Source organism: Clostridium autoethanogenum DSM 10061 (assembly GCF_001484725.1).
Classification (GTDB): domain Bacteria; phylum Bacillota; class Clostridia; order Clostridiales; family Clostridiaceae; genus Clostridium_B; species Clostridium_B ljungdahlii.
Window position 1 is genome coordinate 3,779,009 of record NZ_CP012395.1, and the last position, 13,541, is coordinate 3,792,549.

15 protein-coding genes are annotated in these 13,541 nt (G+C 27.5%); 13 read left to right on the forward strand and 2 right to left on the reverse strand.

Annotated features, from left to right (window positions below; translation table 11 throughout):
- Nucleotides 1-23 precede the first annotated feature (23 nt).
- Together CLAU_RS21010 and CLAU_RS17250 are read right to left on the reverse strand one after the other, a co-directional pair.
- Nucleotides 24-548 (reverse strand): hypothetical protein, encoded by a 525-nt coding sequence (locus CLAU_RS21010; protein WP_023163198.1) that lies wholly within the window; start codon nt 546-548, stop codon nt 24-26.
- A 13-nt stretch (nt 549-561) separates the two neighbouring features.
- On the reverse strand, nt 562-1,452 hold the full coding sequence (locus CLAU_RS17250; protein WP_023163199.1) for a ParA family protein: 891 nt from the start codon (nt 1,450-1,452) through the stop codon (nt 562-564).
- Nucleotides 1,453-1,729: 277 nt separating this feature from the next.
- On the opposite strand from CLAU_RS17250, the gene CLAU_RS17255 reads away from it, so the two are divergent.
- The 13 genes from CLAU_RS17255 (at nt 1,730) to CLAU_RS17310 (ending at nt 13,539) form a co-directional block, all read left to right on the forward strand.
- Nucleotides 1,730-3,979, forward strand: a complete 2,250-nt coding sequence (locus tag CLAU_RS17255) for an McrB family protein (protein ID WP_023163200.1) — start codon at nt 1,730-1,732, stop codon at nt 3,977-3,979.
- Nucleotides 3,957-5,663, forward strand: a complete 1,707-nt coding sequence (locus tag CLAU_RS17260; protein ID WP_029169975.1) for a restriction endonuclease-like protein — start codon at nt 3,957-3,959, stop codon at nt 5,661-5,663. Before CLAU_RS17255 ends, CLAU_RS17260 begins: the two co-directional genes overlap by 23 nt.
- A gap of 885 nt (nt 5,664-6,548) precedes the next feature.
- On the forward strand, nt 6,549-7,226 hold the full coding sequence (locus CLAU_RS17265; protein ID WP_023163204.1) for an MORN repeat-containing protein: 678 nt from the start codon (nt 6,549-6,551) through the stop codon (nt 7,224-7,226).
- A 17-nt stretch (nt 7,227-7,243) separates the two neighbouring features.
- Nucleotides 7,244-7,705, forward strand: a complete 462-nt coding sequence (hxsA3, locus tag CLAU_RS17270) for a His-Xaa-Ser repeat protein HxsA3 (protein ID WP_023163205.1) — start codon at nt 7,244-7,246, stop codon at nt 7,703-7,705.
- Between the two features lie 24 nt (nt 7,706-7,729).
- Nucleotides 7,730-8,164, forward strand: coding sequence for a His-Xaa-Ser system protein HxsD (gene hxsD, locus CLAU_RS17275; RefSeq protein WP_029169973.1), 435 nt, complete (start codon nt 7,730-7,732; stop codon nt 8,162-8,164).
- Between the two features lie 24 nt (nt 8,165-8,188).
- Complete coding sequence (locus CLAU_RS17280) at nt 8,189-8,401, forward strand: HxsD-like protein (protein WP_023163208.1); 213 nt, start codon at nt 8,189-8,191, stop codon at nt 8,399-8,401.
- A gap of 18 nt (nt 8,402-8,419) precedes the next feature.
- Nucleotides 8,420-9,466, forward strand: a complete 1,047-nt coding sequence (locus tag CLAU_RS17285) for a prepilin peptidase (protein ID WP_029169972.1) — start codon at nt 8,420-8,422, stop codon at nt 9,464-9,466.
- Between the two features lie 8 nt (nt 9,467-9,474).
- Entirely contained in the window at nt 9,475-10,653 is a 1,179-nt protein-coding gene (hxsC, locus tag CLAU_RS17290) for a His-Xaa-Ser system radical SAM maturase HxsC (RefSeq protein ID WP_023163211.1), read from the forward strand.
- A 50-nt stretch (nt 10,654-10,703) separates the two neighbouring features.
- Entirely contained in the window at nt 10,704-12,116 is a 1,413-nt protein-coding gene (hxsB, locus tag CLAU_RS17295) for a His-Xaa-Ser system radical SAM maturase HxsB (protein WP_023163212.1), read from the forward strand.
- A gap of 202 nt (nt 12,117-12,318) precedes the next feature.
- A complete protein-coding gene (locus tag CLAU_RS17300; RefSeq protein ID WP_023163213.1) occupies nt 12,319-12,564 on the forward strand; it encodes a hypothetical protein in 246 nt (81 codons plus the stop codon).
- A complete protein-coding gene (locus CLAU_RS21410) occupies nt 12,565-12,699 on the forward strand; it encodes a hypothetical protein (protein ID WP_023163214.1) in 135 nt (44 codons plus the stop codon). It abuts the gene before it with no gap.
- Between the two features lie 311 nt (nt 12,700-13,010).
- Nucleotides 13,011-13,256: a hypothetical protein gene (locus CLAU_RS17305; protein WP_023163215.1), complete on the forward strand. Its 246-nt coding sequence runs from the start codon at nt 13,011-13,013 to the stop codon at nt 13,254-13,256.
- Nucleotides 13,257-13,281: 25 nt separating this feature from the next.
- Nucleotides 13,282-13,539 (forward strand): hypothetical protein, encoded by a 258-nt coding sequence (locus tag CLAU_RS17310; protein WP_023163216.1) that lies wholly within the window; start codon nt 13,282-13,284, stop codon nt 13,537-13,539.
- The last annotated feature ends 2 nt before the right edge of the window (nt 13,540-13,541 follow it).

Genomic DNA, 13,541 nt, shown 5'->3' on the forward strand with positions numbered 1-13,541 from the left:
TGATGGTAATTTAACACATCACCTTATTCATGTGCACTTGCAGTTCTAAATACCTGTCCCATTTTTGAAAGTTTAGAGGATCTTTCAACTATATATTCTATGACTACATTAATATCTTTTTGCTTGTATATAATTCCATTTAAATCAGGAGTGTATACTTTAATCATCTTTATTAGCTCATCCAATTTAAATAAATTCAGCTGTTCTTTTAACCTAGCTGCTCCAATATCTCTAAATGCAGTTACTGGATTTAATAAAGGCATGTTAGTATTAATTGAATTAGGATTACAGCTATTCACACTAATTGAAATATTAATATTGATATTTAGCTTATCACATTTGTTTTGCAGATCTTCAAGTATTGCTGCTAATTGCTTTATATCATCTACATTAGCTTTATTATTAGATGAAGAATCAAAATTTGACGCTTTAAAATCTCTTAAAACTTGTTTAACATATTTTTTATTAAACCCTTTTCCTATTATATTATCTATATCAAGGCCATCCTTGTAAAACTTAATAATTTGATATTTTTTAGTGATCTTCATATGAATCAATCCTTTACAAATTACTTCTACTCATAAATTCCAAAGTTAAATTCCTGTAATCAGTATAATTGTTTCCATATTTCTTTTTAACTGTGTTGATTGTCTGACAAAAATCAGCTATGTTTGAGGAAATATCTCTTTGGTATATTATTGATTCAAAAAGTTTAGGAACATAACTAGGATCTTTTTTAGGCTTGGCTTGTCTAGATTGTAAATCTTCAAGAGTACGTTTATGCATAGTGCTTCTTTTTATCATTTTATTAATGATTAATCCTAATTCTGATAGATTGTAAGAAGGATTTAGCATTTTGAGCTTTCTTTTTGAAGATTCTATTTTATTGAGCATTTGAGGTATACCATAGGTGGATAAGATATCAGGAATTACTGGAATTACATAATAATCACTTATATAAATGCCATTTAAAGTAATAAGACCTAAATTTGGAGGACAATCAATTAATACATAATCATATCTATTTATTAATTTTTTTGTTAAGTATTTTGATAATATAGGTATTGAATGGTCATTTACTTCATGATTTTCATCAAGTTCTGATAGTCTGTCACTTAAATCAATCAAATTAATACTTGATGGAAGTAGATGCAGATTATTATTACCACCCTTAATATTTGAAGTCCTTTTTATTATAGATTCTTTAATATCAAAAGCCTTAGTTCCATTTAGTTCATCAAAAAACATTTGATGAATAGTTTTATTATTTTCATTTGCTTTCTTCCAAGTATCTTGATCAATAAGTAAGATGGTTGCATTGGTTTGAGGATCTAAATCTACTACCAATACCTTTTGATTAAATTCATAAGTAAGAAATTCAGCTATTGCAACTGCGGTTGTGGTTTTACCCACACCACCTTTTAAATTAATAAAACTTATAACTTTTCCCATAATGTCTCCATTTAATTAATACAGTATATTTATATTACTTTAGATGATAAAACATTCAAAATTTAGGAAAAAATAAATGGTCAAAGTATTAAGACGAAGTTTTCTATTTTACAAGTATTAATTATGGAGTATGTATAGAATTTGTAGTAGAGAATGCCCATTTTTTTACTGTAAAAAGAGATGAATATGTTATAAAATAATAGTATAATTTGAAATTTTATGTAAAAAGAGTAATTAATATGACCATACTAAATAAATTTGACAAGCAGGTGAAATTGTGGAAGGTAGATCAGGTGGATGGATAGAAGTTAATGGAGAAGATATAATAGGTAAAAAATTAGTAGATAAATCAACGTTTAAGTACGGTGTAACCATACCAAAAGGAGAAGCACATAAATATTTAAGAGTTGTAAATGAAGAATATTTAGATAGAAATGAAAGCAAAGAAGTATCATTATTAGTTGACGGAAAAGAATTTAAAGCACTATTTAGAAATGCAAAATCTGATACAAGAAATGATACTTATCAGTTTCTTTTCAGAAAAGAAATTAAAGATTATATAATAGAAAAATTACAAAAGAGCTATAAGTACATATTTGAGTACAATGAAAATCCCAATATAGAAAAACCGCAAGAATACATAGAATTTTATAAAACAGATAAGCTTAATACTTTTAGAATTGAGCTAATTGCTGATGATAATTATAATTTTACAGAGCTGCCTAATGCAGAAGAAAACAAGTCAAAAGGAACTTCAGCTGCTCCATCAGAAGATAACGTATCATTAAAGAAAAATTTCTTTAATTACATTGGACATAAAGAAGAAAATCTTGGAAACAAGTATCAAAAAAGCTATAAGCTTGTTTTATTAATAGCTCTCTTAGAACTAGCAGATTTCGAAGGAAAAGCTGTATATGACGATATTTGTTCATATATCAAGGACTTTTACATAGAAAGACATAAAAAACAATTACTAGTAGAAACTTCAGATTCAGAAATTCAAAGGAGTATACAAAACTTACAAGTAAATACTGTAAGAAATGTAATAAATGAAAATTCTTATAATGTTATAAGTAAAGAAGATTATATATTTAAGGAGCACGTAGATGATGTTGAATACTTAAGCTTTAATACAGAGCTTTGGAATGAATTTACTGAAGAAGATAAGGAAAAACTAAGAGGCATTTTAAATAACAAGCTCAATAAATACTATTTGGATAAGGGTTTAGGAGAAAATGGGGAATTACACAGCAAAAATGAAACTGCCGCTACAGTAAGAAATGAAGAAACTGACACATTGGAAACACCAATGTCAAATAAAATCTCAAGTTTAGAAGAAAACTTTCAAAGTAAAGCTGTAGTGGAATATATTCATAAGTACATAACAGCAAAAGGCTATGAATACAGCATTGATATTATAAAAAATTTATACCTGTCATTAAAAACTAAACCTTTTGTTATTTTATATGGAATTTCTGGAACAGGCAAAAGTAAATTGGTGGAGCTGTTTGCTAAGGCTTTAGGAGCTTCAAGAGAGGATGAAACTTATAATTTAATACCTGTAAGACCAGATTGGTCAGACGCATCGGAATTAATAGGGTATAGAAATATAAATGGAGAGTTTCAGCCTGGAATACTTACAAATGTAATTGGTAAAGCTGCAGAACATGAGGGAATACCTTACTTTGTATGCTTGGATGAAATGAATCTAGCTAGAGTGGAATATTACTTCAGCGACATATTGTCCATAATGGAAACAAGAGATAAGGAAGATGGAGAGATAAAAACAGATAAGCTCATAAGAAGAGAGTTTTTTGCTGGAGATACAGATGCAGTAAAAAGCTTTGGAGATTTATACATACCAGAAAATTTATATATAATTGGTACAGTAAATATGGACGAAACAACCTTTCCATTCAGTAAAAAGGTATTGGATAGAGCGAATACTATAGAATTTAATGAAGTTAATTTGGATTATGATTTTGATAGAGAAAAAGTTGAAGTACAACCTAAGATTTATCCCAATAAACTTCTTCTTTCAGAATATGTAAAGATATCTGAGTGTGGAGAAAGCAAAGATACAGCTAAAGCTGTTATAGATGAACTTAAAGAAATAAATAGTATTTTAGAAAAATGTGACATGCAGTTTGCCTACAGAGTTAGGGATGAAATAGTTTTTTATGTGATTTATGCAGTGCATGAAGAAATAATGGATTTTAATCATGCTTTAGATTACGAGATAAAACAAAAGATACTACCTAGAATTGGAGGCAGTGGTGAAGAAATTGAAAAATGCTTATTTAAATTATTTTTACACTGCTCCCAAATGGAAAAAGGAAACCTTGATTCTGATTATATAGATGAAAATACGTTAAAAGAACTGACCAAATATTTAGATAAGGTTAAGGAAAGTCTTAAAAAGGATTATGATGGAGAAAAGATTTCCTGTAAATATCCTATATCCTCTGAAAAAATATTGAAGATGATCAGGAGGTTTAATAGAGATGGATTTACAACCTTCTGGTAAATCAAAAAAAGAAATGTTTTATCTGGAAACAGATAAAATATATTTCACTATAAAAGGGAAAAACAGAAATTGTGAAATAGATGATAAAGACATAGACAGCAGGGGATATTCAATAAGTTATGAGGAAAAAGGAGCAAATTTAATTGTTTATACGGAAAAAGCTTATTTCTTTGAATATGAAAATTATGAATTGTTAATAGAAAAGAAGGATAAAGATATAGATCTAAGCTTTTACCATGAAAATAAAGATATAAGAAACAAAATAACTAGAAATAGAAGTGGCAGTTTAAGCGGTATTGTAACCTTTAAAGGAGAAATAGGATATTCTGACTTAGTAATAAAAGTAAATGGAAAATATCATTTTATTATACAAGTAGAAGTGTTTCCTACAAAAATAGATTATAGAAAAGATTACATGGCTATTCGCAGTGATGTAAATGAAGAAATTTATAATTTAGCCTTTGATTTTCTTAAAAGAACTTATTCTTTAGGCGGACTGAGTAAACACAAAGGAGATTCCTTAAGTGAATATTACAGCATTTTAAATTATATCTTTGAAAAGTTAAAAAAAGCATTAAACACGATAACAGCTATGCCACATCATCTATTGGTTAATGAAACACAGATTGTTCCTTATCATAAATTGAAGAATGTAACAAGTGAAACTATAAAGTGGCTGGAAAAGAGACCTGAAAAACTTATGAAAAAGAAGGACAAGTTTCTTCCTGTAGAAGCTCTAGAGGTTAGAAAAAAGGTGACTTTAGATACTAATGAAAATAGATTTTTGAAGTTTATTGTGAAGAGTATTTTATTTAAGTTGAAGGAGCTTAGAAAAAGATATCTAAAACTTGGAAGAGCAGTAGACAGCTCATTTATTTCAAGATTGGAAGGCTTTACAAAAACCATGAATAAATATTTGACTTCCACATTTTTAAAGTATGTAGGAGAATATGAATTTAGAGAAAATTCGTCCATGGTTTTTAAAATGGCTGTAGGCTACAAGGATGTTTATAAATATTATTTGATGCTTCAAAAGGGATTGACTTTAAAAGGAGAATTATTCAAGCTAAATATAAAGGATCTTCCACTGCTTTATGAGTACTGGTGTTTTATAAAGATAAATGGAATACTCAGAAAACACTATAATTTAATATCCAATGATACAGTAAAGGTAAAAAACAATGGAATTTTTGTAGCTCTAAAAAAGGGAGTGGAATCTAGAGTAGTTTACGAAAATCCTGAAAATGGTGAAAAATTTGTGCTTTCTTATAATTCAAAGATGCCGTCAGAAACTGTAGGCCAAAAACCGGACAATGTTTTAGCTATAGATAAAATAGGTGAAAAGGCAACTTACAATTACATTTTTGATGCTAAATATAAGCTGGATAAAGCTGTAAAAGGCAGCAGCTATGAAAAACATAATAAAACTCCAGGGCCTAAGGAGGAGGATATTAATACTATGCATAGGTACAGGGATGCTATAGTTCGTAAAAACGAGGGAACAGGAAGATATGAAAAAATTGTATCTGGAGCTTTTGTGCTTTTTCCTTATGGAAATGAGGATGAATATTGTGAGCATCCGTTGTATAAAAGTATAGATACTGTGAATATTGGAGGAATTCCTTTTTTACCGAGTGCCACAAAGCTCATGGAGAAGTTTTTGAGGAAGATTATTGGGGAATAGGTATAAATAGGGGTTAAGGTGAGTTTAATATGAAAACTTTATTAATAATTGATGCATATAATTATAATATAGATGAAGGTGTGAGAAATAATTCATAACAATAAATAGAAGAGGTAATATGGATTTCATAAGTAAATATGAAAAAGATATAGAATGTTTTAATACATTTAAATATGATAATTTTAGATAAAGGAAATAGCGTATATTTCATAAGATAGGATATGGCGAGGATAAAAAACTAAAAGATTATTCGAGTAAATTAAAAAATAAGTTTATTTTTAAGAAAAGTTTGATATAATATAAATAAGAAATACTTAGTGTTGGTAACACTAAGTACCCTTAGAACATTTATTTTGTTTTAGGGCTATTGGATGAATTAAATAGAAATTTAATTAAGAGAAGAGCACGCTAATCTTGTGAGGATGGGTGCTTTTTCTCTTTGCCATTAATTTCTATGTGAATATCAAGAAACTTTATCTCAATAATTAACTTAGAAATAAAAAGATTATGTTTTAAAACTAACCTAATAATATAAAGAGTAGTTAAACTTTTTATAATTAATTCTAGCATATCCAATACCACCCCCTAAGCTAAAGTGAAATAATTCACCAATAGCCCAAGGAGATAAAATATTCAAAACCTCCGCAGCCATCCATCTGCGATTATTCAATTATACTTGGATATTGTACCATAATTATGAAAAGGTATATAGAGGTATTTACTGGAAAACAATATGTGAAGCGCATCAATATAAATTAAATTGTATTTTATCTAACTATATGCAGGAATTATATTATTTTTGTAGAAATATAATATAATTGATAAAATTTGCGAATTTATACATAGGCTTGAAATTATTATGGATAAAAAGTGGGAGGTGGAATTTTGAGAATACAAGATAAATATGATAAAGTAGGAAAAAGTAAATCTAATGGTTTAGATAAGACTGTTATTTTAAAAACTAAGGATATTGAAACAAAGCCAGTTAAGAAAAAGAAAAAACGTTGGATTTTTGGAGGGATAATAGCTTTATTTATACTTATAGGAGCTATAGGTAGTTTAAATAGTCCCAATAATAACACTAATAGCAATTCTGTGAAGACAACTTCAAGTTCACAAAAGCAAGCTGCAGTTGAAACTGCTCCAGTGAAAACAACTTTAGAGTATGATGGAGATACTTATGATGGCTATGTAAAGGATAATAAAAAAATTCAACAAGGTAAGTATACTTGGGCCAATGGTGATGTTTATGATGGTCAGTGGGCGGATAATAAGATGAATGGAAAAGGTGTTTTGAAAAAAGCTAATGGTGACAATTATAATGGAGAATTTATAAATAATAAAAAACAGGGAAGCGGTACATATGTATGGGCTAATGGTGAAAGTTATGAAGGAAGTTTTCAAAATGATTTAATGAATGGAGAAGGCATTTATCATTTTAAAAATGGTGATATATATGATGGAGAGTGGAGCAATAATAAAATGAATGGTGAAGGAAAATATACGTATAAGAATGGACAAGTACAGCAGGGAACCTGGGAAAATAATAAATTTGAAAAATGATTTGGAGTGCATGAATAATGAAAGAAAAAAATATAAGCAAATTACAATTTCCTCAAATAAAGAAATCTATAACTGATTTTATATATGAAGAGGAAGGGGAAATAAGCAGAAATAAGTTGATGTTTGTAGGATCTTTATTAGTAATAGCTAGTTTTATAGCTTCTGGTGAAAGTGCATTTGCTTCACATAGTTCTCATTCTTCGCACAGTTCACACAGCTCTCATTCTTCCCATAGTTCTTCAAGTTATGGCGGAGGAAATGATTATACAAATAGTGACAGTTATACAAATTCATCACCAGATACTACGTCGTCAAGCACTGACAGTTATTCGAATGACAGCACTTCTTCAAGTACTACAGGAAGTAGTTCAAATAGTACTCAAACTCAAATACAGCCACAATCTCAGCAAGCTGTAGTTAAACCTGATCCAGTACCACAGACTCCTCAGACACCAGCTGATACGGATTTACCAAAGTAAAATAGTATATAAAGGAAGAAATATATGGATAATGTAATTGAAGTATTAAAAGATGATAAAGCAGTATTTTTTATAAACGAAGAAATATATTCTCTTACAGCAGTGATGAAAACAGCATATATTTTTATAGAAAAAGTCTATATTTATTTTGATTATGAAAAAGAAAAATTAATAAGAGTTGAGTTTACTCCAAAGGAAATTAAAGATAAAGATTTTTTGAAAAAATTAGTAGGAGAATTTTATAATGAATTATTAAATCAAACTCTCAGAATTGAAATCTTTAAAGAAACAAAAAATATAAGAGAATTAATACTAGGAAGAGCACTTTATAATACATGTGTAGAAGTTAAAGAAAGTAACAGCATAAATAAAGAAAATTATTACTATCAAATGAATGAGGAAGATGGAAAAATAATATTTAGAGATGATGAAATAAGTAAAGCTTGGGGAGAAAGTTAGCTTATTTAAACGAAAGGGACTTTTATGCAATTTTTTAGACTAAATTTAAAAATTTATAACTTAAAGGATATAAAGAAAGCGATAGAAGATTACAGAAGTTTAGTTGAGATCAGGTACAATCTAGAAGAAAATAATACAGTCATACTTAAATTAATAAATTGTAATGACGAAGATTTTCAAATAATTAAAAATGAATTTTGTAATTACGTTATAGGATTGGTTGGAAAACATATATAATACTCAGTAGGTGAAGGCATGATTAGTAATTTAATATGTAAAATTTTGAATTTTATTATAATTGCATTAGGTATAAACAGTTCTTATACGGATATAAAAAGAGGTAAGATATATAATAATCATCTTATTATGTTTTTCGTACCTGGAATCATACTTCAGATACTTTATTTAAATAGTTCGAGTTTTACTACAGTTAAAATGTATATAGTTAATTTAATTGCAGCAATGTTCTTTTCTGTTATGATGTATGTTTTTAAAATATGGGCAGCAGGAGATGCTAAATTAGTTATGCTAATTGTAGGTTTAATGCCTATGGAAATGTACAGGTCTAATCCTAAAAATATATTTCCTGGATTTTCTATTATAGTTCTTATTTTTTTATGTGGATTTGGTTATTTAATATTAGAAAGTTTATTTTTATATATGAAAGATAGATTTTTAAATGCAGATAGAAAAGATATAAGGCATATTGATATAGAAGAATTAAAGATAATAATATTAAGGATTATTTTTGCATGGATTATATCAATAAACTTAAATCGTTTAATAGTCCACTTTTTAAAAAATTTTTACTTGTATAATTTTGGATTATATATGGTTTTAAATGCTTTACTTATTCTTTACTTAACAAGGTATGCAAATAGTAAGAAAATATTTTATTGGGTTACTATTCTTGGAGTAGTAACATATGTTTTTAGTACTGTTTATTTAGGAGCAGGAAACATACATTTAAATGTAAAATTAATGGCATTTGTAATAGTTCTAATTTTATTTAGAGCTTTATGTGGAAAATATAATTATAAAAATGTATCAATAGAAAAATTAAAACCCGGTATGTTGCTGTCTTCAGGTACTGTCTTTAATTTTTATAATTCTAAAATTAAAGGATTGCCAGATGATTGTTCGGAAAGTATGAGTTCAAGATTAACTTATGAAGAAATAGAAAGTATTAAACTTTGGCAAAAAAGCAAAAATGGATCAAATGAAGTTGTAATAGTCAGAAAAATACATTTTGCACCATTTATATTTTTAGGAACTGTGATAAGTTTGATTATGGCAGGTTAGGAGATTTTATGATTAAAGATTGTAAATACAGGCCTCTTTTTTTAAAGGGAAAAATGGGACAAGGTTCTTATTCTTTAGTTTCAGTGTGTAAGAGTGAAGAAAGTTTAGATAAAAAATGTAAGGCTAAAGTAATACTAAAAAGTAAAACTTTTATAAAAGGCTATGATGCTTATGTTTTTCAATCCGAAAATGTACAGGAAAAAGTTATGAATTACTTAAAATTAAATAATATTCCATATATTTGTGGTGTAGATGAGATAGATACATTAGTAGATAAGGATGTAATCGAAATGGATACTGATAGATCAACTATAAAAGTATTATACAGAGCCAATTCTACAGATAACGTTTTAATGCTTACAAATAAATGCAATAATAATTGTATAATGTGTCCTGATTCTTTAAAGGTAAGAACAGAAAATAAAAATATACCCTTAAGTATTCTAAAAAAGTATATAGAACTTATAGATGAAGAAGTTAAATTTTTATGTATTACAGGTGGAGAACCTACCTTGTTGAAAAAAGACTTTATAGAAATAATAAGATATTTAGGAGAAAAGCTGCCTGATACCGAGTACCTTTTACTTACTAATGGAAGAATGTTTTATAATAAAAATTTTGCAGAATCTTTTTTAAAAAGCACACCAAAAAATTTAATAACAGCCATTCCTATTCACGGCCATTATCCAGAACTTCATGACAGTATATCTGGAGTTAAGGGAAGCTTTATACAAAGTTTTTATGGATTAAAAAACTTATATGAATTAGGAGGAAAAATAGAAATTAGGGTGGTAATAAATAAATTAAATTATACTGTAATTACCAATATTGCTGCTATGATTTCTAATTATTTTCCTAAAGTAGTAAGAGTAAATTTTATGGCTATGGAGATGCTGGGAAATGCTGTAGTTAATAAAGAAAAGGTGTGGATTGATTTTAACAGTGTTCAAGAAAAGCTTAAGGAGGCTGCTTTTATATTATTAAAAAGTGGAATAGAGGTAGGAATTTATAATTTTCCGCTGTGTAGTTTAGATGAAAGCATATGGAATTTAAGTGTAAGAAGTATATCTGACTATAAGATAAGATATAAAGAACAGTGTAAGGAATGCAGTGTTATGAAAAATTGTGGAGGATTTTTCAATTCTACTATAAATATGAAGGATTTAAAGGTGAACCCAATCCAGTAATACATCTGGCAGCTATAGAATAAAAATTTTAAAAGTGTAAGAGGTAAATAATGATAAGTAAATTAAATTACTTTAATTTTAAAAAGTTTAAAGATAAGTATTTAATCACTAATGATTTGGGAAATTACTTGTTTTTATCACAGCAAGAATTTGAAAAATTATGCGGGCAAACTTATATTGAAGATAAAAATTTATGTGATAAATTATTAAAAAAATATTTTGTAGTAGATGGAAATAGAGAAATTGTTATAAATGAGGCTGCAAATGAACTCAGAAATCATAAAAACTATTTGTTTGAAGGAACTCAACTTCATATATTTGTACTTACTACTAATTGCAATCAAAGTTGTATTTATTGTCAGGCATCTGCTAGTACTTTAAAAAATTCAAATAAAATAATGAGTAGGGAAGTGGCACAAAAGGCTGTTGATATAGCACTACAATCTTTTAGTAAAAGCTTATCCTTTGAATTCCAAGGTGGAGAGCCTTTAATGAATTTTGAAGTGCTAAAATATATAGTTGAGTATGCTAAAGAAAGAAATAAAACTATAAAGAAAGAAATAAGCTTTAATCTGGTAAGTAATTTAATTTTGGCGGATGATGAAATTATAGAATTTCTCATAAGTAATGATATAAATATAGCTACTTCATTAGATGGTGATGAATATGTACATGATAAAAACAGACCATACAGGAAGGGAAGTTCCTTCAAAATTATAAAAGAAAAAATAAATAAAATTAATAATTTGTATAAAGAAAAAAATAAAAAATGTAGAGTACAAGCTATTCAAACGACTACCAGGTTTAGTTTGGAAAACTGGAAGGAAATAATAGATACTTATGTAGATTTGAGTATGAAAAATATATTTATAAGACCATTAACACCCTTAGGAAATTCAAAGGAACATTGGAATAAAGTTGGATATACACCAGAAGAGTTCTTGGATTTTTATAGAAAGTGCTGTAATTATGTAAAAGATTTAAATAATAAAGGAATAAATATAAAAGAAGGACATTATTCTATATTCATATCTAAAATATTAAAAAATGATTATATAAATTATATGGAGCTTAGATCACCTTGCGGTGGAACTATAGGTCAAATGGCGTATAATTATGATGGAAATATATATACTTGTGATGAAGGCAGAATGCTTGCAGAAAGAGGTAATGAAAGCTTTAAAATAGGTAATGTATATAAAAATGACTTTAATTCGCTAGTTAATAGTAAAGTATGTTCAACATTATGTACTGCTTCTTGTATAGAAACTTTACCAGCATGTTCAGATTGCGTATATAATCCTTATTGTGGAGTGTGTCCAGTATACAATTATGATAAAACAGGATCTTTGTTTGATCAGATGCCAGGAAATTATAAATGTAAGATTTATAAAGGTATTTTGGATTTGATCTTTGAAGATATTTTTTACTATGATTTTTGTAATAAAAAACCTATGCTTTAACAACAGTTTTAGCATAGGCCTTTACATTTATTTCAATTAAAATAATTTAGAAACATGTTTAAAAATATTATTATGCGCTAGAATGTTTAACAGGGATATAAACAGAAGTGAATAAAAGATATTGATGTCTTAAAAATATCTTTATATAAATATTTTAGTATGCTAAAATTGAGACAAATACAATTGTATGGGAGTTGATATTATGAAATGGGAAGATGTGAGAAAGCAATATCCTAATACTTTTGTAAAATTTGAGATAGTGGAATCTCATATCGAAGAAGACAAGGAAATAGTAGATGAAGTTGCATTTATTAAACCTATTAAAGATGGGAAAGAAGCTATGAAGGAACATTTAAAATGCAAAACTGGTCAATATGTGTATAATACGGTTAAAAGTAGAGTTGAAATTCAGTTAGTTAAATATATTGGTATAAGAGGTAAAATGTAAATGGTTGATTTGAAATATAAGAATGGGTTATTAGGTTTAGATTTGCTAAAAGTTTCTAAAGTAATTATTGATATTGCTGAAGATAAAATAATGGTAAAAGATGATAAGCTGAATGATAGTTCAAACTTCATATAAATATAATTGCAGAAATTAGTTGGGATATATATGAGAAAACACTTTATATTTTTATGTAAGGTGTTTTTATTTTTTAGTTGATTATGGCACAAATTTTGGATTGATTTATCCTAAATTTCTTGATTTTGAAGAAGATATAAAATGTAATAGGTAATTTATGATATAATTACAAATAAAACCTAATAAAAACTATGGGAGATTTAATCATGGAAAGAAAAGTTTATATCGAAAAGCTTTTTTCAAAGCGAAGAGAAAAACTTATAGATATGTGTATTAGGCTTCAAAAATAAGGAGAAAGATTCCTTTACATAATGCCTTCAAGTGCTGCCATAAAAGAAGTAAGAAAAAGGTTGTTAAATCAAAGCTGTGGACTTTTAGACTCTAGAGTAATCGTTTTCGATGATTTAGAAATGGATATAGTAAAGGAAGAAATTCCACAGGATAGAGTTATATTTGAGCCTGTGGTGAAGGTAGTTATTTCTGAAATTTGCAGTAAGCTTAAGGAAAAAGGAAAACTTAAATATAGAGCTTATAGAAGAAATATCAAAGCACAGTGATATAAATATATATGTAAATTCTTTTATGGAGGATTTCTTAGAGAAAGAAATAAAAAGTCCCTTTGAAAAAATGGGCTTTGAAATAGTAAGTGAAGATGGGGAACTTTATGATATAAAAGATGACTTTAAGGAATTAGAAAATGAATTTTATTCGGGTGAAAGATTATCTTATATGAATAAAATTTTTGGAAGAAACCTTGAAACCATGAAAGTTGAAGACTTTCCAAAAGCAGAAAAACATGAATGTGAAAAGTGTGTTTATAAAGATATATGCTTGAATTAATT